Origin of the sequence: Vibrio sp. La 4.2.2, assembly GCF_027586995.1 — a bacterium.
Classification (GTDB): domain Bacteria; phylum Pseudomonadota; class Gammaproteobacteria; order Enterobacterales; family Vibrionaceae; genus Vibrio; species Vibrio mediterranei.
Genome location: NZ_JAPPTJ010000010.1, coordinates 72,673 through 99,502 on the forward strand (window position 1 = coordinate 72,673; position 26,830 = coordinate 99,502).

Here is a 26,830-nt window from a genome sequence, read left to right on the forward strand (position 1 = left end):
GTAAGGAATTAATTATGTCTGAGATGACTCCACGCGAGATTGTTCACGAACTAAACCGCCATATTATCGGTCAAGATAAAGCAAAACGCTCAGTGGCGATTGCACTACGTAACCGCTGGCGTCGTATGCAGCTTGAAGAGAGCTTGCGTGCGGAAGTATCACCGAAAAACATTCTAATGATCGGCCCAACGGGCGTTGGTAAAACCGAAATCGCTCGCCGTCTAGCTAAGCTTGCTAACGCACCGTTCATCAAAGTAGAAGCAACTAAGTTCACCGAAGTGGGCTATGTGGGCAAAGAAGTTGAAACCATCATTCGCGACCTTACTGACGTCGCGATTAAGATGACACATCAACAAGCGATGGAAAAAGTCACCTTCCGCGCTGAAGAGCAAGCCGAAGAGCGCATTCTTGATGCCCTACTTCCACCAGCTCGTGACGCTTGGGGCCAAAACGAACAGCAAGATGAGAGCTCTTCTAACACTCGTCAGGTTTTCCGCAAGAAACTGCGCGAAGGTAAGCTAGACGACAAAGAGATCGACATCGAAACAGCAGCTCCACAAATGGGCGTTGAAATCATGGCGCCTCCTGGTATGGAAGAAATGACCAACCAGCTGCAAAGCATGTTCCAAAACCTAGGTGGCGATACTAAGAAAAAGCGCAAGCTGAAAATTAAAGATGCCTTCAAAGCACTCACTGAAGAAGAAGCCGCTAAACTGGTAAACCAAGAAGAGCTTAAAGAGCAAGCGATCTATAATGTTGAGAACAACGGTATCGTGTTTATCGATGAGATCGACAAAATCTGTAAGCGTGGCGAAGCCTCAGGCCCTGATGTATCTCGTGAAGGCGTACAGCGTGATCTACTGCCTCTGATCGAAGGCAGCACAGTATCAACTAAACATGGCATGGTTAAAACTGATCATATCCTGTTTATCACATCTGGTGCATTCCAAGTGGCGAAGCCATCGGACTTGATCCCTGAGCTGCAAGGTCGTCTCCCTATCCGAGTAGAACTGGAAGCACTGAGCAGCGATGACTTCAAACGCATCCTAACCGAGCCAAAAGCATCACTAACCGAACAATACATTGCTCTAATGAAGACTGAAGAAGTTGATGTCGAGTTCACTGAAGACGGCATTCAGCAAATCGCCGATGCAGCATGGACAGTCAACGAAACTACCGAAAATATCGGTGCTCGTCGTCTACATACTGTTATGGAGCGTTTGATGGACGAGATCTCATTTGATGCAACAGATAAACCTGGTTCAAAGCTGACAATTGATTCAGGCTACGTAAAATCGAAGCTTGGTGAATTTGTAGAAGACGAAGATTTAAGTCGCTTTATTCTGTAGATTTAAGCAATCTTAAGTTTGATGAGGTGTCATCTCCAAAAAGGCGGTGACACCTTTTTTTGTGCTACATTTCCCGTATACTAAAACGAACTGAAATTAGAATGCTTGGCTATGAATCAATCTGTTCGTATTTGGCTCGATGCAGCCAGACCTAAAACACTACCACTCGCTTTAGTCTCCATTATCACAGGCAGTGCACTCGCTTTCTCTACTGGCAACATGTCTTGGAGTGTCGCTTTACTTGCTCTGCTTACCGCGACCCTACTGCAGATTCTCTCTAACCTAGCCAATGATTACGGTGATGCCGTTAAAGGCACCGACAACGACAACCGTTTAGGTCCAATGCGTGCAATACAGTCAGGCGAAGTGTCACAGCAAGAGATGAAGAAAGCCATCGTGCTGAATATCATTTTGACTGTGATTGCAGGACTAGGTTTAGTCTTTCATGCGCTGGATTCAATGCAAAACATTTTAGCGTTTATAGGACTCGGCGTATTAGCCATCATCGCTGCCATTGCCTATACCGTCGGTAATAAGCCCTACGGCTACGTAGGACTAGGCGACATTTCAGTATTTATCTTCTTTGGCCTGCTTGGTGTCTCAGGTACCTACTTTTTACACACTGGCCATATCGACTCTCTACTCTTCTTACCGGCTGTCGGCTGTGGATTACTCGCGGTTGCCGTACTTAACGTCAACAACATGCGTGACATCGAAAATGATAGCGCCTGCGGTAAGCGTACTGTCGCGGTGAGACTGGGTGAGCACAACGCTAAGGTTTACCACTTCACACTGTTATTATGCGCAGTCATCGCCTTTGCGGCTTATCTCGTTCTACAACAATCACCTTTGTGGATCAGCCTGCCTTTTGTCATCAGTCTTATTGTTGTCATCAAACACGGTAGAGCGGTTTGGCACGCAACACAGCCTGCGCAAATTGCCCCTATGATGCCGATTGTGGTGAAGTGTTCATTAGTCACTAATATCCTGTTTTCAGGAGTGGTTATAGCTCAAACTCTGATGACTTAATTGAGCCTTGTCATTGCATTGACCTATTCACCCGATATACTCGATTTATACCTTTTGTAAACTGCAAAGAAGAGTCGCCATGGAATACAGTACTTCAGCCCTATGTGATATCTACCTAGACCAGGTAGACGTTGTTGAGCCAATGTTTAGTAACTTTGGTGGCCGAGCCTCATTTGCAGGTCAAATCACTTCGGTAAAATGTTTTGAAGACAACGGCGTTATCCGTGAAATTTTAGAGCAAGATGGTGTGGGTCGAATTCTACTTATCGATGGTGGTGGTTCACTGCGTAAAGCTCTTATCGATGCAGAGATCGCTCAGCTGGCAGAAGATAACGAATGGGAAGGCATCATCGTTTACGGCTGCGTGCGCGAAGTTGATGAACTGGAAGACATGAACCTTGGTATCCAAGCCCTTGCTTCTATTCCTGTGGGTGCAGCTCAATCCAATGTTGGTGAAGTAGATGTGCCAGTTAACTTTGGCGGAGTGACCTTCTTACCGGAAGATTATGTGTATGCCGATAATACTGGGGTGATTCTTTCTCAAGAGCCGCTTGATGTGAATTTTGAGGATGAAGAGGCGGTTGAATAACTGTCATAGTACTTATCAGAATTGTGCTCGCTGAGGCAAGGTCCCTGCCTGCGCAGGGATGACGACAGGGTTTCTTTACGCCCAACAGTGGTAAATAACAGACATAAAAAAACGAGAACTCTAGGTTCTCGTTTTTTATTCAAATCAGTAATAGTTAGTCATTACCAAATAAGTCGCGCGTATACACTTTGTCGGCAACGTCAGCTAACTCAGGCAACATACGATTCGAGATAATCAAATCGGCTTCTTGCTTAAACGCATCGACATCTTGAATCACGCGAGAGTGGAAGAAGTGCTCTTCTTTAAGCACTGGCTCATAAACAATGACTTCAATACCTTTCGCCTTCAGACGCTTCATAATGCCCTGAATACTTGACGCTCGGAAGTTGTCTGAACCTGACTTCATGATAAGGCGATACACGCCAACAACCTTAGGCTCACGCTTCAAGATAGATTCCGCAATAAAGTCTTTACGAGTACGGTTAGCGTCAACGATTGCACCAATGATGTTATTTGGTACTTCTTGGTAATTAGCAAGCAGCTGCTTAGTATCTTTTGGTAAACAGTAACCACCATAGCCAAAAGATGGGTTGCAGTAGTGGCCACCTATACGTGGATCCAGCGCAACACCTTCGATGATTTGGCGTGTATCCAATCCAAGCGCTTCAGCATAAGAATCTAACTCATTGAAGTATGCAACGCGCATTGCAAGGTAGGTGTTTGAGAACAGTTTCACCGCTTCAGCTTCAGTTGAATCAGTGAATAGCACATCAATATTCTCTTTTTGAGCCCCTTCCACCAATAGATCAGCGAACACTTTTGCCCGTTCACTGCGCTCACCGATAATAATGCGAGACGGATTTAGGTTGTCATAAAGGGCGCTACCTTCACGTAAAAACTCTGGAGAGAAGAACACGTTCTCAGTACCCAACTCTTCACGAACACGCGCACTGTAACCAACAGGTACAGTGGACTTGATAACAATGACCGCATTAGGGTTAATCGCCATCACATCTTTAATCACCGCTTCAACAGAGCTGGTATTAAAGTAGTTGGTTTGTGGGTCATAATCTGTCGGAGTAGAAACAATCACATAGTCCGCACCAGAATACGCTAAGTCTTTGTCCAGAGTAGCCGTAAAGTTTAAGTCATCACGCTTCAAAAACGCTTCAATTTCACTATCAACAATCGGCGATTGCCCATTGCACAGCATGTCCACTTTTTCTGCGTTAATATCAACCGCTACTACCTCATGATTCTGAGCTAGCAACATCGCATTTGATAGGCCGACATAGCCTGTTCCTGCAACCGCTATTTTCATAGTTTCATCTTACAAATTGATTATCATTTTAGCTAGTTATCTAAGGCGTCATAATTTATGTGGACACACTTAGTCAAATCACCAGTTTCTCTAGCCTTGTATTATTGACAGCGAGCGCTAAGCAATCAAGTAACACTTTGTCTCACTTGTTATTTAGGCGTGCTTGGCTAACGTATACGATCTCCAGCGCCCTTACCAATGGCTGTCGCGATAATTAGCCTAAAGTACTGAGATAGTGAGTGGTTGCTTATCATTCTCGCATCTACTTGCGCTAACTTTTTCGGCTCAGACATATCGATGCCATTTACCTGAGCCAACCCAGTAATGCCTGGCAGTACTCTATCCACACCTAACTCGCGTCTCTCTTCAATGAGTTCTTCTTGATTAAACAAACAAGGCCTAGGGCCTACAAAACTCATTTCACCTCTAAGCACATTAACCAGTTGAGGCAACTCATCAAGCTTAGTTTTTCGAAGAACAGACCCCAACTTAGTGACCGATTGAGCATCTACCATATGCGTCGCTACCGATTGTGTTGATACCACCATCGTTCGGAATTTGTACAAGGTAAAAGCTTTTCCTTCTTTACCAACTCGCGTCTGGCTGAATATCGGAGAACCACTATCCATTCGGCCAACAAGATAGACAACAAGCATCACTGGCCATAAGAGACATAGCCCTGTTATTGCAAATACAAAATCTAAAAGTCGTGTTAAAGGGGTGTTCATTGCGCTTCGCTATCCTTTACTAATTTTAATATACCTTGCTTAAAAGAGTATGGAGGGGTCCAGTTCAAAGTCTGCTTTGCATGGCTGATGTCAAACTGAAGGTTACCAAACATTCGTTCAGCAATATTCTTCTTCCCTAGTACTTTAAGCAAACCACCTAGAATAGAGGTGGGAATAGGGAGCAGCTTGATACGATTTTCATAGGCATTCGCTAACTCTTTTATCAGCTCAGTGGTAGAGACATCATCATCATCCGAGACCAAAAATGTCTGATTGGCTGCTGAAGGGTGCTCAAGACAACAACAAATAATATCAATCAAATTTTCAAGGGAGATAAGGCTTCGCTGATTATCGATCGCCCCGAATGGCAAAGGTAGAGCGGTTTGACTCAATTTTATTAAAGCAGCAAAGTTCGCTTTGACTCCGGATCCATAGACCAAAGGTGGACGTATGACAACAATTTCCATACCGGTCTCTTTCGCAAGTCTTGCTAGCCCAATCTCAGCTTCATACTTACTAATCGCGTATGGATCGATAGGAGACTTAACAACACACTCCGTCATCGGATGCCCTAGTTCACTACGTTCGCCATTCACTTTAGCAGTGCTGATGAATATAAATCGCTTTACACCTGCGGTTGCAGCTTGTTGAGCCAGTCTAATTGTCGCATGTGTGTTCACTTCCCTATATTCGTTTATCGGACTCTGAACCGTATCATTCAGAATATGTGCTCGAGCAGCGCAATGAACAAGCACTTCTACTTGTTGTTCACGTAAAGCTTTCGCCACTTCAAACGAGGTTGATAGATCAATTTCGATTGTATCGTTAGCACAACCCTTTCGTATCATTGGTACTGGAGTATACTTAGGAGATTGCTTTAACGTCCTCACCAGAGCTTTACCCAGAAAGCCAGAAGCTCCAGTAACCGCGATGTTATTCACACTAATTACGCTCATTGTCTACTTTGCTGTGTATTATGCCTCAAAACCACAAAATTGCTTAGCTAAGTCCTCATTCTCATGAACTTAATTGCCTTTGTGAACCACTTCGTACTTCTATCTAGCGCCCTAGCCCCTATCATCTAGCTAGTTTAACCAACAGCAGGTAGAATATAGGAAAACATCATAATATATTCGTTAACAGCTAGGTTTATCATGCTATTTCACATGCCTTTCGATTTTCTTCTCTCTGCAGATAGAAAACTAAAGCGAGCAATAACAATAACATACGACATTATTGCCATTGCACTATCTCTGTATTTGGCGATCGCCTTACGTCTCAACGTGTATATTTTTGAGTTACATGTTCCCGAAGTTCTGAGCCTTGTCAGTACTATCGTAGTTACCATTGTCTGTTTTATAAATTTAGGTATGTACCGCGCGGTATTGCGCTATATGATGTTACCGGCTCTAAGTACCATTTTCTTTGCTGTTTTTCTCTCAGCAATGACTCTCGCCCTCTCTGGTTTCTTTTTTCACACCTTTATTCCAAGAAGTGTTCCTTTTATCTATGCGGGCTTAGCTATCATAACGCTCGGTGGTCCAAGAGTGTTAATTCGTTCTATCTATTATCAGATGTATAAACGTAAAAAACCTAACGTATTTATCTATGGCGCAGGATCTGCTGGAAGAGATTTAGCTAGCGCCCTAATTCAAGGAGAAGAGTTTCATCCAGTCGCGATACTGGACGATGACTCAACCAAAGTTGGTCAGATTTTCTACGGCGTTCGTGTTTACCATAGCAATGAATTTAGTGAGCTATGTTCACTGTACAGCCCAGTAAAAATGCTGCTCGCAGTAAACAACATAAGCAAAGGAGAACGATTAAGACTTTTGGAGAAAGTATCTCATTGGCCAGTGGAAATATTATCTGTTCCCTCAGTAGAAGATATTGCGATGGGGAAAGCAGAATCTACGGAAATAAAAGACCTAGATATTGCCGATTTGTTAGGCCGTGAAGCTGTAGAACCTGATGAAGCGCTAATGAAGCAAAACATCACCGGTATGAGTGTAATGATAACTGGAGCTGGCGGTTCTATTGGTTCAGAGCTCTGTCGACAAATACTTAGTCTTAACCCTAAAACACTAGTTGTTTTTGAGTTGAATGAGTACAACCTATATGCGATCGATCAAGAGCTAAATCTAATGAAAAGAAGGCTAAATTTGAGAGTAGAAATAGTCCCTAAACTTGGCTCTGTACAAAGACAAAATCGACTAGAGAAAGCGATGCGAGCGCACAACGTTGAAACAGTATTTCACGCCGCAGCTTATAAACACGTCCCAATTGTTGAGGACAATATCATAGAGGGAATACGTAACAATGTCTTCGGAACCCTAGCTTGCGCAAACGCTGCTATCGAGTGCGGGGTAAAAAGCTTTACACTCATATCAACAGATAAAGCCGTACGACCGACTAACATAATGGGTGCAAGCAAACGATTGGCAGAACTCGTACTACAAGCACTTGCCGATAAACAGCAAAATACTACTTTTACAATGGTTCGATTTGGCAACGTACTTGGATCATCCGGTTCAGTAGTTCCACTGTTCAAGGAACAAATTCGTAAAGGAGGTCCGCTTACAGTAACTCACCCTGATATAACACGTTACTTTATGCTCATTCCAGAGGCGGCTCAATTGGTTATACAAGCAGGTGCTATGGGTAATAATGGTCAAGTATTTGTCCTTGATATGGGAGACTCAATAAAAATTCTCGACCTGGCGAAACGTATGATTCACCTTATGGGAATGATAGAGCACCAACCTGGTTCTGAGGAAGGTGACATAGAGATACAGTTTACAGGTCTCCGTCCTGGCGAGAAACTATACGAGGAGCTATTGATTGGAGAAAACGTTCAGGGTACATGTCATCAAAGAATAATGACAGCTAAAGAAGACATGCTTTCTTGGTCTGATATGGAACAATTAATTGCGGAACTCGATGTATGTTGCCACAACTTCGATGAAACTTGTATCAAAGACATTCTTCTAAGAGCGCCAACAGGGTATGTCACGAACCGCTAACCAAAAAAATGGACGACAGGAGGTAATGAACCTCCTGTCTTACCAAGCCTAAACGTATTAAGCATAACAGATGACTTAAATACAAACCGATTTATTTGATTCTCTGTTAACTCATCAGGTTTTATTTTCGAACCGTAATATATCTTTCTCATCGAGGTAACTACCAGTTTGAACCTCAATCATTTCAAGAGGCACAATCCCTGGATTCTCGAGAGTATGAATTACTCCAAGAGGAATATATGTGGATTCATCTTCCCCAAGTAAAAAGCTAACCTCACCCTTAGTAACTTTTGCCGTGCCAGACACTACAATCCAATGCTCAGCTCGATGGTGATGCATTTGAGTCGACACTTTTTGGCCGGGTTGTACAGTTATTCGCTTTACAAGATCTCGCTTCCCTTGACAGATAGTATCGTATTTTCCCCAAGGTCGATAAACATCCCTATGAACCTTATACTCGGGCCTACCAAGGTCCTTTAACTCATTTACAACACATTTTACATCCTGGACGCGAGCCTTATCAGCAACTAAAAGCGCATCCTTAGTGTCTATTACAACTAAATCACTAACTCCCAGAGTAGCTACTAATTTATTGTCTGACTGCACATAGTTATTGTTAGAGTCGATACTAATCACATCGCCTTTACTAACGTTCCCATCTCGATCTTTAGGTGTTAACTCCCAAACAGAAGACCATGACCCCAAATCATTCCAACTTGAGTCGAGGGGGACGACGACAGCTAACTCAGTCTTTTCCATGACCGCGTAATCTATAGATTCAGCACGGCATTTTTTAAAACTATCTATATCAAACCTTACGAAATCCAAGTCTCTCTTGGCGAGAGATATTGTTTCCTTGCTAGCCGCCAAAATATCATTACAAAACTTATGCATTTCTTTAATAAAAGAAGATGCCCTAAACAGAAACATTCCGCTGTTCCAAAAGTAATCACCTGAATCGAGATACTCAGTAGCCAATGCTAGGCATGGTTTTTCAACAAATTTATCAACAGCACAGACATCTTCACTGTTGAGGCTGTTACCTTTCTTAATATAACCGTAACCAGTTTCTGGAGACTGTGGTTTGACTCCAAACGTAACCAATTTCCCTGACTCAGCGAATGGAACAGCTTTAAACACCGAATCATTAAAACTTTTCGCATCACTAATCATATGATCCGCTGGAAGAACCAAAATTAGCGGGTCCATATTCTTTCTATTCTGTGCAAACAATGTTGCGAGCGCAATAGCAGGGGCAGTATTTCGTCCTATGGGTTCTAAAAGAATCCCGCCATGATCCTTACCTACCGACCTTAGCTGCTCAGCTGCAACGAATCGATGGTCTTCGTTACAAACTACAATGGGATCGAGGCATTCTAACCCTTCAAGACGAAGAAGTGTTTCTTCAAACATAGTATTATCACTAGTCAAGCTCAAAAACTGCTTCGGATAAAGCTCTCTTGACATTGGCCACATTCGAGTTCCTGTACCACCTGCCAGAATTACTGGTTGGATCATATCAACTCCATTGTTCAATTCATCTTCGTTGTTGGTCACTCAAAATCGTCAATCACAAGTGAAAAACACGCCTTAACACTAGATAAGTGAATAGTAACATTGCTAGAATGCCTGTAACAGCGTAAGTACACCTTTAGAAATCCGTATCTATTCTCTGCAGTCATACATACTCCGTTGAAATTTGAATTTAACATACCACCTAGGAATCAAGATCAAATGAAAGTCCTTCACGTTTACAGAACATGTTACCCTGAAACAAGTGGAGGGGTTGAGCAAGTCATACGCTCAATTACCGAAGGATGCATAGCACATGGGGTAGAAAGCAAAGTTCTAACATTGGCAGATGAAAGCAAAGACGACTATAAGCAAAATAACGTGACTATTGTCACTGTAAAGAAGAGTTTTCAGGTGGCGTCTAACGGGTTTTCATTTCAGTTGATTTCAAGATTTCGAGAACTAGCCAAATGGGCAGATGTCATTCATTTTCATTACCCTTGGCCAACTGGTGACTTATTGGGTTTTTTCTTGGATAAACCGAGTATTGTTACTTATCACTCCGATATTATCCGCCAAAAGTTCTTAAAGGTCTTATATCGTCCACTTGAACTAAACTTCCTTGGAAAAGTAGATAAGCTAATTGCAACCTCCCCTCAGTACGCTACATCCAGCAACAACCTTTCAAGATTTAACAGCAAAGTTGAAGTAATTCCATTAGGCATAGATGAAAACCATTATAAACAACCTTCCAATAGTATATTGAGGAAGTGGAAGGAAAAAGTTGGTGAGCAGTTTTTTCTATTTATAGGAGTACTAAGATACTACAAGGGGTTAGATCATCTCTTAGATGCAGCTTCATTATCAAAGCTGCCAATTGTTATCGCAGGGAAAGGTCCAATGGAAAAACAACTTCATGCTAAAGCTAAATCACTTGGTTTGAAAAATGTGTTTTTCGTTGGGTTCATAAGCGAAGACGATAAAGTCGCTTTACTAACTTTGTGCAAGGCTTTCGTATTTTCATCTCATTTACGTAGTGAAGCTTTTGGTGTTTCTCTGTTAGAAGCTCAATTATTTGGCAAACCACTAATTAGCTGTGAAGTAGGAACAGGCTCTAGTTACGTAAATCAACACCGGAAAACAGGACTAATAGTTGAGCCATCCAACCCCTTAGCTCTTGCAAATGCATTAAAAGAAATAGATGAGAATCCTAAGTTAGCAGAGCAGTATGGACGAAACTCGTATGAAAGATTCAAACGATTATTTACTAATAAGCAACAATGCGAACAATACTTTCAAATATATAGAGGTTTAGGTGAAAAGAATAGCAATTGACGCTAGACCACTTAGCGACAAATTAACAGGCATTGGCAGATACTTAAACGAAGTTCTACGAGAGATTTTTGAACAAGATAGAATTAACCAATACTATCTATACTCAAGTAAACCATTGTTGATCGACTTTAGTGGCTACGCAAATGTAAGGGTTGTTCATTGTAATACTAAGCACAAACTTATTGACTTCTTAATAAGCCAAACGTTATTCCCTATCTGGTGCTTAAGAGATAAAATTAATGTTTACTGGTCTCCTAGACATCACTTACCAATGATGCTTTCTTTAAATAAAACGATTAAAAAAGTCGTTACTATACATGATATCGTATGGTTCAAACACCCTTCGACAATGAATAGGAGTGGATTATTGTTAGAAAGAATGTTATTCAAACCTAGCGTGCGACAAAGTAATACCATAATCACACTCTCAAAGTTCACAAAGAAAGAGCTAATAAATGAACTAAATGTTAATGAAAATAAAATAACCACTACAGGAGCAGGTAGCTTTGTAAATGAATGTAGTCTACAAGGTAATTACAAAAGTCATTTTTTTAAATCAGCTTCAATTCCCTATTTTCTCTTTGTTGGGACATTAGAGCCAAGAAAGAACTTACATAACATCATTCTAGCCTTCCATGAGTTTTCAAAAAAAAATAAAGAAGTTAACCTTGTCTTAGTTGGGAAAGATGGCTGGGGAGATTTGAAAATATCAGATCTTATTAGTCGATATAATCTTGAAGATAGAGTAGAGCAATGTGGGTTTGTATCTGATGACCAACTTAAACAGCTTTACGAAAATTGCCATACATTATTGATGCCTTCTATATACGAAGGGTATGGATTCCCTGCGTTAGAAGCCTTAGCTCTGAAGAAAAACGTAATTGTGTCTAAACATAGCGCAATAGCAGAAATTCACGGCGACAATATTTTAATATCAGAGACTGACAACGTGAGCATTCACGAAGCTCTATTGCAAACTCTTGATATAGTTCCTACTAATCATGCAAAAATAGTATCATCGTGGAAAATACCAGCAAAGTTAACACTTAATAATTTATTAGGCTAATAAAAAATCACCGTCGGTGCCTCACAAGTAAGGAGGCACCAACATATGCAAAGAATTAAACTACTTAATTCATCGTGCACTAATACTAATTTTAATTTCGACTAAACGTTTTAAAATACCACTGACGCATTGAAAGCAAACCTTCATCTAACGAAACTAATCCATCATCATAATCAGGATATAAGGTCCTCAGTGAAGTTTCATCACAAATTTTATTGAGACGCCCCTGTGGCATATCATGTAGATATACAAACTCTGGTTCCAAACCATATAGTTTGCACATTCTCTCAGCGAGTTCCTTCAAGGAAATTGTCTCTTTAAGTCCTACATTATAAGTGCCAGAGTCAGTAGTCTGTAGCTTGGGCAACTCACAAATTATTCGAGCGCAATCCGAGGCATGCATATAATTTCGCCTTTGACTTCCCGTCCCCCAAATTTCCAGCTTCCCGTTATTGTCAAGTAGCTTCTTCACTAGCGATGGCAAACCTTGAGAGTTTTTACCAGCCCAAGTATATCGCTCTCCATAGATATTAAATGGTCGAACAACTACTAACTTTAGTCCTCTTTCCTTAGCATATAACCTACATTTGTCTTCCAAGAAACGCTTTGCTAGTCCATAGCCAACATTCGCAAGTTCGGGAGTTCCAGTAAGTGGAGAATCATCACTACAGTCGGTAACATTGTCGTCATAGACACAAGAAGAACTTATTATTACTAGTTCCTTCAAATCTGGAAAATGATCAAGATAGGATAGCAACGCATTGGTGATGTCATCATTATGTGTCATCATCTCAACTTGATTGGAGGCAGAATAACCTATTCCCAATACCTTGCTGGCTGTGTGGATCACTTGGGTAACACCTTCTATCGCGTCACCACTGGTTAATTCTCTTATATCTTTCTCTATGAATGTTACCGATTTTTCATTCGATAAATATTCCTTTCTCCCACGATAGAGATTATCTACGACAGTAACATCACAGCCAGTTTTAATAAGATGATCACTTATATAGGAGCCAATTAAACCCGCCCCTCCAGTTACAATAACTTTATTATTTCTACACATACTTAATCTAATCTATTTACCATATTAGCAATTACTTTACTTTAAGCCTAGAAACTATTCGTGCAAGGAAACGTTTTAATCTAATCATTGCGCTTTGACTTCTAACCATCACAACCTCATTCCTTAGTCTCCCTAACTCTTCTTCAAGCTTATCTATCTTCACTGACAGTTCACGATTGACATCAGACATGGTTTGCATAGCGGACAAACCATGTGTTTTGCGAATAACATGAGGGCTATGAATAACAGTATCGAGTATTGCACCCTTTGGCGTTGCAAAGCTTTTGTTCGTGAAAATCTCAGCATTGCGATTCAAATAATCTATAAATACATCTCTATCGATTGACAAAGAGACTTTATTTCCATACAAAATAATATCATCATCGACCAATGCAGCAGTTAGTAATAAGTAACTAGGGTCGTCAAGAATAATAGCACTATTTAAATATTCCTTTGAGAATATTCTTGAAGAGAACATCATTGATGATGTAGGTAACAAATGAGAAAGTTCGAGTAAACTTGATTCTTCTCGAAACAGTTTTGTTATATATTCTGACAACCCAGAGATCGGCCTAAAAGTGAGAGCTGTATTATAAAGCCCTTCACTTTCTTTAATATACGAACCGCTGTATACTACCGTAGCCTCTTTGTTTGTTTTGTAAACCCTGACTAGATTACTAACATGATTTCTATGCCAATGTTCAAACTCATTGACAAACAAAAAGCACTCTCCTGAAATATTATTTCTAGAGACACTCAGCATTGAATATTTTTCATTGTGAGAGAATAGACTTTGACATTCAACTAACAAAAAGTCAAACTCGGAAAGAAACTCCTTCATTTGGCCTGATAGTTGCTCTCCAGTTTCTATAGCTACAACCACTCTAATTTTTCTATAATATTGTGACTTCAGATTCTGTCGAACTAGTGATTTTTCAAGCTGTCTATTCGTGACAAAGATATCAACAAGTACCGGAGTATCTTCATCATTTACAAGTCGCGTACTATGACTATCAACAACTTTAGACACCGCATCATCAAGGAGGAATTTAGAAAAAAAGATATCCTGACTTTTTTTAGCTTTCTCGTAAGCCGCTTCGGGATTATTATTTGCCCACATTACAACGGAAATTATGTCTTCTGCAACCTCACTTGAAGACTTACCTTTTTTATCTAGATAAAAAACTGAATCACCAAAGTTATCTCTAACAAAAGGGGTGTCATCAGTGATAATTAAACAACCTGCAGCGCACCCCTCGAAAAGCCGATTGGTCATCATACCGTAGATATTATGCAAATCATGCTGCAGTACTAAATAAACCCCACATGAGGCGGCATACTTTACTACTGAACTACCATCAAAGGGGATCTCCCCCTTGTATGAATCAATTCCTTCCCAATTCTTCCTCTCTCCTATATATTCAGGCCCAAAAATGTGTAATAACCCTGAATTGTCAAGATTCGAAAATAGTTCGCTATGTCGTATCGTACCAGTACCATCGTTATTTACTCCACAATAAAAGAGCTTATACTCTTTTCTACAAACGGCCGGAATAACAAATTCTTTAGGGACCGAAGGATACAAATATGACTCAGAATTAGAAGTAATCATATGACTACTAACTAGATTACCATTTACAATCTTTGAAGAAGGAAACAACAAATGGAAGTCACAATTTAATGAAGAATAATTATAATTAAGCTTCACTGAATTAGAAGTAATACCAGGACAGAACCAGTGCACATGATAAACAAACGAATCGATGAACGTATGATGTGAAGGATCAAATAGAAAGACAAAATCTAAACTTGAAGTTATATCTTTATTTGATTCTATATCATAACCTCGTGGTGTTATGTAACTACATCGACATCCTATTGCATTCAAAGCTACTTTTATACGTCTCATTATTTCCATTTCTGGGTGGTCAGGAGATAAGTACAGTAGTCCAACATGATACATAATGAGAATATTCCTTTTATCGAGCAACGACTTGTGGTTAGTAACTTAAAATAAACAGCTATCTTAATGTGAAGACACATGCAAAGATTATAATACCTAGTGAATATTCAGTAGTTTCTTTAATTTAACAATTAACCTAGATAAAGAACTTGCCTTTTTATAATCAGGAGATGGAATAATAGTTGTCGTATATTTACTTTTATTACTATCTAAGTCTGCATTCCTTGAATTATCGTTTTTAGTTTGCTCTACCAACGCTTGCTGAGCCTCCAACGCTTGCTGAGCCTCCAACGCTTGCTGAGCCTCCAACGCTTGCTGAGCCTCCAACGCTTGCTGAGCCTCTCTTCTCTTTCTCGCAGTATCTCTAGCTAGGCTTGATTCTTCCACAAGCTTCTTGTCATGCTTAAGAACATTTTCTTCGAAAAGTTCAAGAATCAAAGCATGAGTCAGCTGCACAAGTTGCATATCTAATTTGGTAGAAACAGAAGGAACAGCACTTTCATCTGATGGAGAGTGTTCAAATAAATTTTCACGTCCTAAGTACTTCTTCGCCAACTTTTCGTTAGAGTCACTATAGGTATTATAGAACTTAATTGATTCCTGAATCATTAGTTCAGAAGCACCGTCTTGTAATGCAAAATATTTAATAAAATACCCATTAAAACGTAGACAATATCTATTTCCTGAATCCTCATTCATTTTATTAAAAATACGACACAATTCTAGTGTTGTTGGAGATAGTGAAGCATTTACCATTCTTGATTCTGGCACAGGAAGAGAGTGTTCATGTATATCATAATTAATCGTACTCATGAAGTCGTGAACTGCATCACCATTTACTAGTTGACATCTCTCAAATGGTCTTACTTTTATTGTTGCATTTGGATAGTTATCCTCTAAGCGAGAAATTAATGCGTTATAGTCGTAGAAGTTAAAGCCTTCGGGAGGATGCTCAAATGAGAAACTATCATACCGCAACCCTCCCTTGACGTTCTGATTGTAACATGAATATGCATACAAATCTTGACGTCGTAGATAAACAACAAACTCGACATCTCTATCACCCAGTGCGAAATTAATATCCTTAATTGCTTGCTCAGAACGAAAAAAAGATAGGCAAAGAGCTTCAGTAGATACTAATAGACTACCTTCTACACTATCGAACTCTCGTGCTACTTTTGTCCATTCTTCTATCGGGTCAAGGTTCAACGTGTTTGAGTTTTGATATCCTTCCCACAGCAATGCAAGATTATGATGTCCTAATGCGCGATTTTCATTTATACCAACGTATTCTCTATGTACCTGAGATATGTACAACCCTACTTTTTTAGTTCCTCTTCATATTTAGTAAGATAAACCTGATTTGCAGTGGAACCGGTTTTAAATGTTCCAATATGAATAATAATTTTCTTTTTTTTCATCACAACAGTTACTTATATAATATCAAAACAATAAATCATCTAAATATAAAACTTGAGTTCATCTTTGAGCAGTAGCATCTTCAACTTATCGTTACATAGAATGACATTCTCAGGCCTCTTGGCTTTGAAAACAGATGAGTTTCTAATACTAATCTTCGATATTTTATCGTGATATTTTTTATCCACAATTTTAAACCCAATATCATATTTTGACATTACATCGTCAGAAGAAATATTTATAGGCCCAATATCAACCTGATAGAACTTTTTCATTAACTCCACCGAGTACTCAGCAGCTTTATCAAAGGAAATAACACTTCGATATGAGTCAGTCATCAGTCCAATCCCATCGCCTGAAATACATGATTCAATGATTACATCATAGAAATGAGGCTTTGATATCTTAGATGGACCAATCAAGAAACAATATCGTGCAACTTTAAGCCCTCTCGATAGTACCATACTCTCGGCCAAGAGTTTTTGCTTGCCATATTCATTGACGGGATTTTTAATTGAGCTTTCATCCAAGGCTACAAAATTCTTGCTCTCTCCATAAACATTATCTGTCGAAGAGTAAATAAGATCTGAGTTGTCTGGGAGTCTACTTAGAAAGTAAGCTAGCCCTGTAATGTTTATGTCCCAAGCCAGTTGCCAATCCTCTTCAACCTTATCTGGGTGATGCAGTGCTGCTAGATAATAGAAGGTATATTGTTCATCGGCATCAAGCTCTGAGAAAAACTCATCTATCGAGGTTAGGTTACCAACATCTAACTGTTTCCATTCTTCATTAGCAATTGGTTCTTTTTTCGTTCTATATGTTGCAATTACATGTTCCTCACTAGATAGACAAGATAGTATACTGCTACCTAAATACCCACTCGCACCTACTACTACATGAATCATTTTTTGAATACTCCTTTAATGAACCTAAATATTTTCTGACACACTCGCTGGAATTTCGGGTATTTAGAGAAGAAATCCCACATTATTCTTTTTTGAGTACGTACGAATAGTTCATCTGTTAAAATAACATTAGTTGAGCCTCCTCCCGACTGTGCAATAGCGGCATGAGGGTTAAATCTATAAGTGTCACGAATCGTTTCTAACTGTTTTATTAAATCGAACTTAACTCTATCTTGTACTTTATAGTCTTTGATAACTGTTGTCGGAGAGTTACTGAATGCCATTGTATTGTTAATTGCAGCATTTGCACTAAATACACTTGGTAGTTCTTCATCAAGATACCAAGTATTAAAACTCTTCTTGTATCTAAACATTAATGCAGAAAGCCTTGGACGATGAGCTAAACTAATCATATTATCTCTCGCAGCGGGTTCGCCAAAATATTCCACTTCACGCTTACCTTCACTATCTTCCGTTATCCAACCGGAGCATACCGCATCAGCTCCCTCGTTGATTATTGGGTACGCTAGTGAACTCAAATGATTAGAAAATATTACATCGCCTTGAACCATATATAAAGTTAGAGATAGTTCGTTTTCCGCTGCTATTTCCTGTAAGACTCTGCCTTTAAGAATGATACGCTGCTTCTCTACAGTAGTACCAATTGATTCTTGATCTACAGTCTTTATATAATACTCGCCATTCAGATTTTCTAATATTGACTGTAATTCAGATTCTTGTTGGGTCTCCACTACAACGAATGTCTTAACTTTTGGATATGTTTGCTTATCTACAGAGATAAGAGTTTGCGCTAATTGCTCCTTGTCAACTCCTGCGGTCGCATCCACGATCACTGTTGTAGTTTCAACATCTCCCTCAGTAACCTGACAAATACTTTCTACTTGCTTCTTTCTATTGTCGAAGCTATTTACAATAGTCTTCAATTGATGTTCAAGACCAAATATTTCTCTGTATCTCTCATGGCCTTTTTTTGCAAGTTGCTTGGCCTCATCTGGGTTCGCTTTTATCCAGTTAACATGGCTTACAATTTGATTGCAGGTTTCCTCATAATTTTTTGAATAAGAAATTGGTAGTACTACGTCACCAAAATTATCCATGACGAATTTATTATCGTCAGAAATGATGATAGCGCCAGCTTCTAAGCTCTCATATAGTCTATTAGTCGCAGCATGACTATCTCGATGAACATCGGAAGAGAGTACTAGTGATATTCCACATTCTTGTATAACTTTTATCGTTGAAACTCCATCAAAAGGAATTTCACCATAGAAGCTCTTAAAGCCCGCCCATGGTTTATGTCCAAGAAATAGCTCTGGTCCATGAAACCGCATGAAACCTTGTTGATCCAACAATTGGAACAGTTCATGATGGCGACCGTTTTTATTAGCAATCCGTTCCCAGTTTATACCGGAATAAAATACTTTGGGTGAATTGCTATCAAGGCCATGCAACACTTCTCTTTCAACATAAGGTACAGAAGGTACCATGTGAAGAGCTTCGTCAATATTTCTCCGTGAAGAGCCAATTAAGTTGTGTAAATGAGAAAGTATTGGTTTTGAGTTATATACTAGATAATCGTCTGCTGTTGCAAACTGACGACTTGCTACCGGATACCCCCAATCGAAAAAGAATGGTGGCGGGTTCCAAGTTGTAGCAAATGTAAATTTATCAAATACTTTTGGTGATGCAAAATGAAGGTTCAGAACAAATGATACTTTATCTAGGTCACATACTCTTGGCCCAAGCTTTTCATAACCTTGATCATTAAGTTCAATGACCAAGCCTTGAGGGTCTATCACAAGACATTCATAACCACAACGATCAGCGGCCAATTGAATACGTTTAATTACTTCATACTCTGCATTTTTAACTTCTGGCCAATCTGCCAATACTGCAAACTTCATATTTTACCCTTGATGAATATCCATTCCTTCGTCAGACTCAACTCCTCTATCATAAGCTGAGATTAGCTGACATGACGTCAGAAACTCAAAGCTGTGAGATATATTAGCTTTAATTTTAAACATATCACCAGCTACAAGGGTATGCTCTTCAATTGTACTATTATCAAGAGTATTGAGTTTTAGTCTTATCTTTCCAGAAATGATATAGAACATTTCCACATTATTCTTGTGATAATGTCCACCTCTTAACGCACCAGCTTCCGAGGTAATATAATTTACCTGTGACCATCCATCTCGAAAAAGCTGAGTTAATTCTCCACGGTCATCCTTAAACTCGAAGTCAGGTTTAATAAACTCAATTAATGACATGTTGTGCTCGTTCATAGTCTTCTGGAACTCCTATATCAATAAAGTCAGTATCATCAATAGGTTTATGGCGAGATACGCTAATGCTAGCGCTTTCCAATCCACTCTGCATAAACTCTTCAAATGAAAAATTTCCTGTCGGCATATTCATTATTAGGTTTTTAGACATAAGATAGATACCAGCGTTGATATCACCAGATGATTTAGCTTTTTTCTCGTCAAATCCTATAATCTTGTCATCAACTGTCCTTACTAAACCGTATCTATCGGCCACCTCTATGAATTTTGTAGCGATCATCAAATCATTTTTCGAGTAGTTTTCAAGCATGTCTGTTAATGATATGGGGTAATAAGTATCGCCATTTACTACGAAATACTGTTCTTCTGCGCATTCCTTAGAGGCCAAACAAATAGCACCACCAGTTCCCAAAGGTTGCTCTTCAATTACATAACGTATTGGAATACCTTTAAACTCATCCTTAAAGTGTTCTGTAATCATCTCATATTTATATCCTACAGAGACAATTAACTTGGAAGCTCCTTGAGAGATTAACCAGTCAAACTGCTTCTCAAGAAATGGAACACCATTGATTAAAGCCATCGGTTTAGGGCTTTCGCCAATAACACTACGTAAGCGGGTGCCTTTACCACCCGCTAAAACAATTACTTCCATCTGTTATCCAAATATCTCATTTTCAACGATGCCACAAATAATATGGCCTACAAGAATATGGGATTCTTGGATACGAGGCGTTTTATTGGATGGAATGGACAGCACATGATCAGAAATTGAAAGAATTTCGCCTTGATTGCCACAAAGCCCGACTGTTGTTACACCTAGCTCTTTAGCTCTATGAAACGCTTTGAGGACATTTTTCGAATTGCCAGACGTAGAAATACCAATAAATATATCACCTGGTTTACTGTTGGCTTCTAACTGCCTTTCAAATAATTTTTCGAATCCATAGTCATTTCCGATAGCTGTAATCATTGAAGTATCTGTCGTTAAAGCTATAGACGGTAGCCCTGGTCTATCAAATTCAAATCTACTAACAAACTCTGCTGCGATATGCTGAGCATCAGCAGCACTTCCACCATTACCGGCTAAAATAACCTTATTACCGTTTTTAAATGCTTCAATACACAATGCAGAAACTTTTTGTATTGACTCAATTAGCTCTTTGTTCTCTAAGATAAGCTTTTTAGTTTCGATCGAATCGTTGATCGACTTTAAGATATAACTTTCCAACTTGTTGCTCCTTCACTTTCAAATTTTACTGGATATGCACTACCGGGTAATTCACTTAAGTTAGTAATAACATCAATTATGTAGGTAGGTTTTACAAACATCATGACAAATCCGCCACCGCCAGCACCGGACACTTTGGCTGAGATAGCTCCATTTTCAACTGCTACATCATAAATTTCTTCAATTAGTGGATTGGATATTGATTTGGAAGTTTGCTTCTTAGCTTCCCATGATCTTTTTAGAATATCTGCCATAGAAGACACTGATGACTTCAGTAATGCCTCTTTCATATCGACAGCAGACTGCTTGATTGCATGCATAGCGTTTAATGCATCTGAGCTGTCTTTTGAATGAACTGACTTTTTCTGCTCCTCGATAATTTTCGCTGAAGCACGTGAAGAGCCTGTAAAGTATGTCAATAAACATGTTTCGAGTTCATTCTTAAACTCTTGTTTTATGTTTAATGGATGAACTATTACATCATCTTCTTTAAACTCTATGAAATTAAAACCACCAAATGCTGCTGCGTACTGGTCTTGTTTACCCCCTGCCAAGCCACAATCTTTGCGTTCGATATCATAGGCAAGTTCTGCAATTCCATATTCATCAATCGGAATATTGAGTAACTCTTGAAACGCTTTAATGACCGCAACGGTAATTGCAGAAGAGGTGCCAAGGCCACTGCCCAATGGAGAATCTGCATAAGTCGTAATTCCCACGGATAGAGGCTGACCGTCATTGTAGTCTTTAACTATTCGGTTATAGATAGCTTTTATAAGCTGGAGATTATCATTGGTACATTCTAGTACCGAGACTGCACTGCCATTCCAGGTCTCCTCAATATCTTTTGCGTGGAAGTAGAGCTCTCCCTCCTCTACCGTTTCAATCGTGCAGTGTGCATAAAGAGAGATTGTTGTATTGAGTACGTACCCACCAAATTGATCACAGTAAGGAGAAACATCCGTCCCCCCCCCAGCGAGCCCTAGTCGTAAGGGAGCTCTAGATCTTACTTTCATTTTTTAAAATCCTTTTATCTATTCAACGGAACTCGACCATTACTCAACTCATCTCGCCAATGTTGTAGTAGGTCTTTGAACATATCTTTCGTTTTGATTTCTGGTTTCCAATCAATGAACTGCTTGATCTTAGTATTATCAAACATCTGATAATCAGCATCGATAGGTCTTAGGCGATCTTCGTCTGTAACTACAGATATGTCCTCCTTGGTACTCAAAGAGATTAAGAGCTTTATAACTTCCGGCAATTGATATGCTTCTTCTCCGGCAATATTGAATGCTTCTCCGCAAGGAACGTTTCCTTTTTCACTCTCTAAAGCTAGGAGATAATATGCACGGACCGCATCTCGAGCATCTTGGAAGGTACGCGTACTAGCCAAGTTACCGACCTTTATTTTGGGCTCTTGAAGGCCTGCTTCAATCAATGCAATCTGCTTAGCCACTGTGCTCTCGAAAAATACATCACTACGTCTAGGACCACTGTGAGTCCCCATTCTAGTTACGAATGTTTTAAGACCATATGCCTCACCATAGAACTGACCCAGATAGTCAGTTCCAATCTTACTGATGCTATACGGACTAGCTCCATGAAATTTAGTATCTTCATTGAGAGACGTACCCACTTCAGCTTTTCCGTACACTTCACTAGAAGAACACACGTGAATAACTGGATTGTATGCATCACTTAACTTCAGAGCTTTAATACTTTCCAAAAGGTTTGCAGTACCCATTATGTTAGTTTGGAGCGTTTCTAATGGAATATCAAACGACGTTCTTGGGAACGATTGCGCTGCCAAATGGAAAATATAATCAGGTTTCTCTTCAAGAAGTAACTTAAATAGCGATGAGTAATCATTTAGGTCTGCATAGCGAATACTTACCCTGTCGTTGTTATTGATACGTTCAGTTAAATGGTAAATATTGTCCATTGGTTCTTGCCAACGCATCATTCCTACTACATTTAGACTAGTGTTTTCTAAAATATAATCGGCCATTTGAGAACCTACCTGACCGGTAAAACCTGTTATCAGTACTTTTTTCACTTTTTATTCTCCAACTTAGCTCTAATAGAGCTACATTCAAATTCTTCAACAACATGACGTAGCGAATCATACACTTTGGATTGCTCCGTTGTTAAATATTTACTATTAATTAGATAGGTTTCACCTAATCCAGCTCTCTCTGCAGCTAGAATATCGGAAACCTTATCTCCAACTAAAACCGACAAATTTAAGTTCAGTTTGTGTTTTTCAGCTGCATCCAATATCATTCCAGGATTAGGCTTGCGGCACTGACAATCTCTTAGGTATTTACCGTTCCCTTTTTCGGGATGATGTGGGCAATAGAAAACATCATCTATTTTTACATCATTTTGCTCAAACTCTCCAATCATCCAATTCGTTAGAGTATTAAAATCTTCTTCCGTATAGTAGCCACGCGCAATGCCTGCTTGATTGGTTACTATTATGATTTTAAAGCCAAGCTCATTGATTTTTCGACATGCTCCAAATACCCCTTCGATGAAATCAAATTCCTTAACGCTTCCAACATGTCCATGATCAACATTAATCACACCATCTCTATCTAGAAAAAAAGCTTTATTCACTGACTTCTCCAAATTCAATCCTTAGCATTTTGCCAATACCTTCTTCATGCTCTATGATTATTTGAAACTCACCATTTAATAGCAATGAAGCATTTCTATAGCGTGCACATTTTGCAGATTCATATTTTGGATATCTCGTAAAATAAGCTGGTGATGCTGACGGCCCACTTAAAAAGATAGAGTCTTTTTTATTGTCATGTATTAATTTTACAGATTTAATTGGCCTTTGTTTTTTGTCAATAATCACAATATTAAACTTGAATTCAAGTTCTGATTCATTGCTTTCCAACGGTTCAATTTGAAATATATAATCATCAGAAACTTCACAATCCAGCACTTCTACACCAAACTTAGAAAACAATAAATGCATATTATAGGTATTATATATTTCATCTGGTAAACCAACAGCACGAACCACACCATTTTCGATCCAAGCTATTCGATCAGAAAGTCTAGATACTTGATTTTCAGAATGTGAAACCAAAACCACTGTAATATTTGATCTTATTTTACTTTCTAACGCTAGTTCTGCTTTCTGCCTAAAGTTCACGTCTCCGACACCTAATACTTCATCAATTAACAAAACATCAGGAGAAATATTCATTGCAATAGAAAAAGCTAGCCGAGCTCGCATTCCTGATGAGTATGCTTTCGTTGGTTTATCGAAAAATTCTCCCAGTTCGGAGAAATTTTTGATTTCACTTAGCACATATTCAACCTCACGCTTCCTATAGCCCATTAACATACCGCTAATAATAGCATTTTGTCTGCCAGAAAGATTCGGATCAAAACCCGCAGCTAAAGCCATTAAAGATACGCTTTTAGTATTATGTTTAATTTCTCCTTTATCTGGCTCAATTATACCGGCTAAAAGTCTTAAAAGAGTTGACTTACCTGCTCCATTGCGACCAATAATACCAAGTGTTTCTCCTTTGTAAACTTTAAAAGAGATGTCCTTCAATGCGTGATATTCATCAAACCTAAATAGGGTTTTCCGCTCTCTATAAGTAATAGCAACATTATTAAGTTCGATCATAGTTTTGGGGAAATCGCTCATTACTCAAGTACCACCCTTGGTAGAACAAATTCTAACTTCTTATACAAGTATGCTGCGAGCAATACCATAATGGAACCAAAAATCGCCACATAGCCTAGCTGAAGGAAATTAGGTGCTATACCATCGAGAAGAGTATCTCTGTAGGCAGCTAACAATACAGCTACAGGGTTAAGGAAAAAATAACTGTGAAGTGATACGGGAACATCGTGATGACTAAAAAATATGCCAGAGCAGAACATTAGAAATTGAAGCCCTGTAGGTATAACAAAAGTCATATCTCTAACAAAGGGAACTACTATGGCTGAAAGTAGTGCAAAACCTACTAAAAGAATCAGTTGGATCACTATAATAGGAATAACGTATAGTGCTGTAAGTGGAAGTCCTCCCAAATAATAATATAAGAAAACAAGAAGTAAAACGAATACGATTATTTGTTTTACGAAATCTTGAATTACGAATGTCAAAGGAAAGAATATCTTTGGTATGTGTAACTGATTTATTAACTGCTTCCCTTGTAAAATACTTCCCATACTATGACTTATAGTTTTGGCAAACCAAAGCCAAGGAATTAAACCGGTTAACAAAAATGCTATATAGCCATCTCCACCTCTGTTTAACAGAAATGAGAATACCAAGAAATATACTACCATATGCATTAGCGGCTCAATGACCCACCATGCATAGCTGAGATAATTTACTGACGCTTCTGATCTTAGGTTCATCATTGCTTTGACCCAAATCAGCTCAACAGTTTTTTTTAACTCTATTGAATACATAATTTTAATAACTTATCAGTGCTGTATTACGTTAGTTTATTTAGTTAATCGTTTTTGATTAATAGAAGATAATAATCGTGTGTTTTCGTTACATACTCGCTACAGCTTCAATTAGATTTCTTCGCAGCCCCACTCGGGGAAGTGTTGGCGAACAAACGCATTGAGTGCCTTTTCACTCTCGGTATAAATACGACTAGACTGCTTCTCTTCTGAAATACCAACAACGTCATTGACCATCCCAGCACCAACAGTGACATTAGTAATTTTATCGATAACCACAAACGCACCTGTTTGAGGGAGCTCTTTATAAGAGTCCATAACCACCCTATCGGTTAGCTTAATCGATGCCAACGCAATTTCGTTAAGCTCTAAACTGTCGACCTGCTCCGCATGTTTCTCTAATGTATTCACATCAACCTTGTGTAAAATGCTACCAACCTTACCGGAGCAACTCTTTGTCGAGAACTTAAACAGATACTCTTTGTGGGTAAGCATCGGTGTTTCGCCCATCCAAACCACGTGGGCTTCACATTCATTCGATACACTAGGTTCGTGACCAGAGTGAACCAACATGTCACCGCGCGACACATCAATTTCATCCTCGAGCGTGATCGTAATAGCTTGACCTGGCTGTGCTGTATTGATTTCACCTTCATAAGTGAAGATAGATTTAATTTTTGAGGTTTTGCCCGAAGGAAGCGCAGTAATGTCATCTCCAACTTGAACAATTCCTGATGCTAGCGTTCCACAAAAACCACGAAAATCTAGGTTAGGACGGTTCACATACTGCACCGGAAAGCGCATTTGCTCTAGGTTCTTATCCTTAGATACTTTTACGGTTTCCAGAAGCTTCATTAATGTCGCACCTGGATACCAATCCATGTTTTCACTTGGAGTAACAACGTTGTCGCCTTTAAGAGCCGAGATAGGTACGAAACGGATATCATCGATATTGAAACTCTCTGCCATCTCACGATAGTCCGCTTTGATTTGCTGGTATACCTCTTGGCTATAATCCATCAAATCCATCTTGTTGATGGCAACAATAACGTGCTTAATGCCCAGAAGAGAGCAAATGTAGCTATGGCGACGTGTTTGAGTTTGAATTCCACGACGTGCATCCACCATAACAATCGCAAGGTCGCAAGTAGAAGCTCCCGTTACCATGTTTCGTGTGTACTGCTCATGCCCTGGAGTATCCGCGATAATAAACTTACGTTTATCGGTTGAGAAATAACGATACGCGACGTCAATAGTGATACCTTGCTCACGCTCAGACTGAAGACCATCTACCAACAACGCCAAGTCAAACGCTTCGTCCGTGGTATTGAACTTCTGCGAGTCTTTCTCAATCGCCGCCATTTGGTCTTCGTATATCAGTTTTGAATCATAAAGCAGACGGCCAATCAGGGTAGACTTACCATCATCAACGTTACCGCAGGTAAGAAAGCGAAGTAGGTCTTTGTTTTCATGTACTTTTAGATACGCTTCGATATCTTTTGCTATGAGCTCTGACGAATGTGACATATT

24 protein-coding genes are annotated in these 26,830 nt (G+C 39.4%); 6 read left to right on the plus strand and 18 right to left on the minus strand.

The annotated features are described in order from the left end of the window. Positions 1-14 precede the first annotated feature (14 nt). The 3 genes from hslU (at position 15) to rraA (ending at position 2,967) form a co-directional block, all read left to right on the plus strand. Positions 15-1,349 carry an HslU--HslV peptidase ATPase subunit gene (gene hslU, locus OH456_RS20335; protein WP_006071179.1) on the plus strand — a complete coding sequence of 445 codons (1,335 nt, stop codon included), beginning with the start codon at positions 15-17 and terminating at the stop codon, positions 1,347-1,349. A gap of 111 nt (positions 1,350-1,460) precedes the next feature. Beyond that, positions 1,461-2,378, plus strand: a complete 918-nt coding sequence (locus OH456_RS20340; protein ID WP_198558388.1) for a 1,4-dihydroxy-2-naphthoate polyprenyltransferase — start codon at positions 1,461-1,463, stop codon at positions 2,376-2,378. Positions 2,379-2,457: 79 nt separating this feature from the next. After that, a complete protein-coding gene (gene rraA / locus OH456_RS20345) occupies positions 2,458-2,967 on the plus strand; it encodes a ribonuclease E activity regulator RraA (RefSeq protein ID WP_198558389.1) in 510 nt (169 codons plus the stop codon). Positions 2,968-3,121: 154 nt separating this feature from the next. On the opposite strand, the gene OH456_RS20350 is transcribed toward rraA, so the two are convergent. The 3 genes from OH456_RS20350 to OH456_RS20360 form a co-directional block, all read right to left on the minus strand. Continuing rightward, positions 3,122-4,288 carry a nucleotide sugar dehydrogenase gene (locus tag OH456_RS20350; RefSeq protein ID WP_270034120.1) on the minus strand — a complete coding sequence of 389 codons (1,167 nt, stop codon included), beginning with the start codon at positions 4,286-4,288 and terminating at the stop codon, positions 3,122-3,124. A gap of 167 nt (positions 4,289-4,455) precedes the next feature. After that, positions 4,456-5,016, minus strand: coding sequence for a sugar transferase (locus OH456_RS20355; RefSeq protein ID WP_270034121.1), 561 nt, complete (start codon positions 5,014-5,016; stop codon positions 4,456-4,458). Continuing rightward, on the minus strand, positions 5,013-5,972 hold the full coding sequence (locus tag OH456_RS20360) for an NAD-dependent epimerase/dehydratase family protein (RefSeq protein ID WP_270034122.1): 960 nt from the start codon (positions 5,970-5,972) through the stop codon (positions 5,013-5,015). The genes OH456_RS20355 and OH456_RS20360 overlap by 4 nt, the downstream gene beginning before the upstream one ends. A 198-nt stretch (positions 5,973-6,170) precedes the next feature. Between OH456_RS20360 and OH456_RS20365 the strand changes: the two genes are divergently transcribed. After that, a complete protein-coding gene (locus OH456_RS20365) occupies positions 6,171-8,039 on the plus strand; it encodes a polysaccharide biosynthesis protein (RefSeq protein ID WP_270034123.1) in 1,869 nt (622 codons plus the stop codon). Between the two features lie 114 nt (positions 8,040-8,153). Here OH456_RS20365 and OH456_RS20370 read toward each other — a convergent pair whose 3' ends face one another. Next, positions 8,154-9,557 carry a mannose-1-phosphate guanylyltransferase/mannose-6-phosphate isomerase gene (locus OH456_RS20370; RefSeq protein WP_270034124.1) on the minus strand — a complete coding sequence of 468 codons (1,404 nt, stop codon included), beginning with the start codon at positions 9,555-9,557 and terminating at the stop codon, positions 8,154-8,156. A 216-nt stretch (positions 9,558-9,773) separates the two neighbouring features. On the opposite strand from OH456_RS20370, the gene OH456_RS20375 reads away from it, so the two are divergent. Continuing rightward, the gene (locus OH456_RS20375; RefSeq protein WP_270034125.1) at positions 9,774-10,886 is read left to right on the plus strand and encodes a glycosyltransferase; all 1,113 of its coding nucleotides are present in this window, start codon (positions 9,774-9,776) and stop codon (positions 10,884-10,886) included. Beyond that, on the plus strand, positions 10,867-11,952 hold the full coding sequence (locus tag OH456_RS20380) for a glycosyltransferase family 4 protein (RefSeq protein WP_270034126.1): 1,086 nt from the start codon (positions 10,867-10,869) through the stop codon (positions 11,950-11,952). Before OH456_RS20375 ends, OH456_RS20380 begins: the two co-directional genes overlap by 20 nt. 91 nt (positions 11,953-12,043) lie before the next feature. On the opposite strand, the gene OH456_RS20385 is transcribed toward OH456_RS20380, so the two are convergent. The 14 genes from OH456_RS20385 to cysN all read right to left on the minus strand — a co-directional run bounded on the left by OH456_RS20385 (position 12,044) and on the right by cysN (position 26,827). Next, the gene (locus tag OH456_RS20385; protein WP_270034127.1) at positions 12,044-13,018 is read right to left on the minus strand and encodes an NAD-dependent epimerase/dehydratase family protein; all 975 of its coding nucleotides are present in this window, start codon (positions 13,016-13,018) and stop codon (positions 12,044-12,046) included. Positions 13,019-13,049: 31 nt separating this feature from the next. Further along, positions 13,050-14,981: a hypothetical protein gene (locus OH456_RS20390; RefSeq protein ID WP_270034128.1), complete on the minus strand. Its 1,932-nt coding sequence runs from the start codon at positions 14,979-14,981 to the stop codon at positions 13,050-13,052. A gap of 96 nt (positions 14,982-15,077) precedes the next feature. Next, on the minus strand, positions 15,078-16,298 hold the full coding sequence (locus OH456_RS20395; RefSeq protein ID WP_270034129.1) for a hypothetical protein: 1,221 nt from the start codon (positions 16,296-16,298) through the stop codon (positions 15,078-15,080). A 143-nt stretch (positions 16,299-16,441) separates the two neighbouring features. After that, a complete protein-coding gene (locus OH456_RS20400) occupies positions 16,442-17,305 on the minus strand; it encodes a sugar nucleotide-binding protein (protein WP_270034130.1) in 864 nt (287 codons plus the stop codon). After that, positions 17,302-19,230, minus strand: a complete 1,929-nt coding sequence (locus OH456_RS20405) for a glycosyltransferase family protein (protein ID WP_270034132.1) — start codon at positions 19,228-19,230, stop codon at positions 17,302-17,304. Before OH456_RS20405 ends, OH456_RS20400 begins: the two co-directional genes overlap by 4 nt. A 3-nt stretch (positions 19,231-19,233) precedes the next feature. Continuing rightward, on the minus strand, positions 19,234-19,599 hold the full coding sequence (locus OH456_RS20410) for a polysaccharide biosynthesis C-terminal domain-containing protein (RefSeq protein ID WP_270034133.1): 366 nt from the start codon (positions 19,597-19,599) through the stop codon (positions 19,234-19,236). Further along, a complete protein-coding gene (locus tag OH456_RS20415; protein ID WP_270034134.1) occupies positions 19,586-20,269 on the minus strand; it encodes a nucleotidyltransferase family protein in 684 nt (227 codons plus the stop codon). The genes OH456_RS20410 and OH456_RS20415 overlap by 14 nt, the downstream gene beginning before the upstream one ends. Before the next feature lie 3 nt (positions 20,270-20,272). Continuing rightward, on the minus strand, positions 20,273-20,845 hold the full coding sequence (locus OH456_RS20420) for a D-sedoheptulose-7-phosphate isomerase (protein WP_270034136.1): 573 nt from the start codon (positions 20,843-20,845) through the stop codon (positions 20,273-20,275). Beyond that, entirely contained in the window at positions 20,827-21,861 is a 1,035-nt protein-coding gene (locus OH456_RS20425) for a GHMP family kinase ATP-binding protein (RefSeq protein WP_270034137.1), read from the minus strand. The genes OH456_RS20420 and OH456_RS20425 overlap by 19 nt, the downstream gene beginning before the upstream one ends. 14 nt (positions 21,862-21,875) lie before the next feature. After that, positions 21,876-22,904, minus strand: a complete 1,029-nt coding sequence (locus OH456_RS20430; protein ID WP_270034138.1) for a GDP-mannose 4,6-dehydratase — start codon at positions 22,902-22,904, stop codon at positions 21,876-21,878. Continuing rightward, positions 22,901-23,467, minus strand: a complete 567-nt coding sequence (gene gmhB, locus OH456_RS20435; RefSeq protein WP_270034139.1) for a D-glycero-beta-D-manno-heptose 1,7-bisphosphate 7-phosphatase — start codon at positions 23,465-23,467, stop codon at positions 22,901-22,903. Before gmhB ends, OH456_RS20430 begins: the two co-directional genes overlap by 4 nt. Further along, on the minus strand, positions 23,460-24,524 hold the full coding sequence (locus OH456_RS20440) for an ABC transporter ATP-binding protein (protein WP_270034140.1): 1,065 nt from the start codon (positions 24,522-24,524) through the stop codon (positions 23,460-23,462). The genes gmhB and OH456_RS20440 overlap by 8 nt, the downstream gene beginning before the upstream one ends. Then, positions 24,524-25,300 (minus strand): ABC transporter permease, encoded by a 777-nt coding sequence (locus OH456_RS20445; protein WP_270034141.1) that lies wholly within the window; start codon positions 25,298-25,300, stop codon positions 24,524-24,526. Before OH456_RS20445 ends, OH456_RS20440 begins: the two co-directional genes overlap by 1 nt. A gap of 111 nt (positions 25,301-25,411) precedes the next feature. Beyond that, entirely contained in the window at positions 25,412-26,827 is a 1,416-nt protein-coding gene (gene cysN / locus OH456_RS20450) for a sulfate adenylyltransferase subunit CysN (RefSeq protein ID WP_270034142.1), read from the minus strand. Positions 26,828-26,830 lie beyond the last annotated feature (3 nt).

Coding starts and splice junctions, on each gene's coding strand:
- OH456_RS20355 (WP_270034121.1), bottom strand. CDS start 5,016: ATGAACACCCCTTTAACACGACTTTTAGATTTTGTATTTGCAATAACA.
- OH456_RS20375 (WP_270034125.1), top strand. CDS start 9,774: ATGAAAGTCCTTCACGTTTACAGAACATGTTACCCTGAAACAAGTGGA.
- cysN (WP_270034142.1), bottom strand. CDS start 26,827: ATGTCACATTCGTCAGAGCTCATAGCAAAAGATATCGAAGCGTATCTA.
- OH456_RS20385 (WP_270034127.1), bottom strand. CDS start 13,018: ATGTGTAGAAATAATAAAGTTATTGTAACTGGAGGGGCGGGTTTAATT.
- OH456_RS20440 (WP_270034140.1), bottom strand. CDS start 24,524: ATGAGCGATTTCCCCAAAACTATGATCGAACTTAATAATGTTGCTATT.
- OH456_RS20390 (WP_270034128.1), bottom strand. CDS start 14,981: ATGTATCATGTTGGACTACTGTACTTATCTCCTGACCACCCAGAAATG.
- OH456_RS20365 (WP_270034123.1), top strand. CDS start 6,171: ATGCTATTTCACATGCCTTTCGATTTTCTTCTCTCTGCAGATAGAAAA.
- OH456_RS20340 (WP_198558388.1), top strand. CDS start 1,461: ATGAATCAATCTGTTCGTATTTGGCTCGATGCAGCCAGACCTAAAACA.
- OH456_RS20360 (WP_270034122.1), bottom strand. CDS start 5,972: ATGAGCGTAATTAGTGTGAATAACATCGCGGTTACTGGAGCTTCTGGC.
- OH456_RS20400 (WP_270034130.1), bottom strand. CDS start 17,305: ATGATTCATGTAGTAGTAGGTGCGAGTGGGTATTTAGGTAGCAGTATA.
- rraA (WP_198558389.1), top strand. CDS start 2,458: ATGGAATACAGTACTTCAGCCCTATGTGATATCTACCTAGACCAGGTA.
- OH456_RS20415 (WP_270034134.1), bottom strand. CDS start 20,269: ATGGAAGTAATTGTTTTAGCGGGTGGTAAAGGCACCCGCTTACGTAGT.
- hslU (WP_006071179.1), top strand. CDS start 15: ATGTCTGAGATGACTCCACGCGAGATTGTTCACGAACTAAACCGCCAT.
- OH456_RS20370 (WP_270034124.1), bottom strand. CDS start 9,557: ATGATCCAACCAGTAATTCTGGCAGGTGGTACAGGAACTCGAATGTGG.
- OH456_RS20445 (WP_270034141.1), bottom strand. CDS start 25,300: ATGTATTCAATAGAGTTAAAAAAAACTGTTGAGCTGATTTGGGTCAAA.
- OH456_RS20405 (WP_270034132.1), bottom strand. CDS start 19,230: ATGAAGTTTGCAGTATTGGCAGATTGGCCAGAAGTTAAAAATGCAGAG.
- OH456_RS20350 (WP_270034120.1), bottom strand. CDS start 4,288: ATGAAAATAGCGGTTGCAGGAACAGGCTATGTCGGCCTATCAAATGCG.
- OH456_RS20425 (WP_270034137.1), bottom strand. CDS start 21,861: ATGAAAGTAAGATCTAGAGCTCCCTTACGACTAGGGCTCGCTGGGGGG.
- OH456_RS20410 (WP_270034133.1), bottom strand. CDS start 19,599: ATGTCATTAATTGAGTTTATTAAACCTGACTTCGAGTTTAAGGATGAC.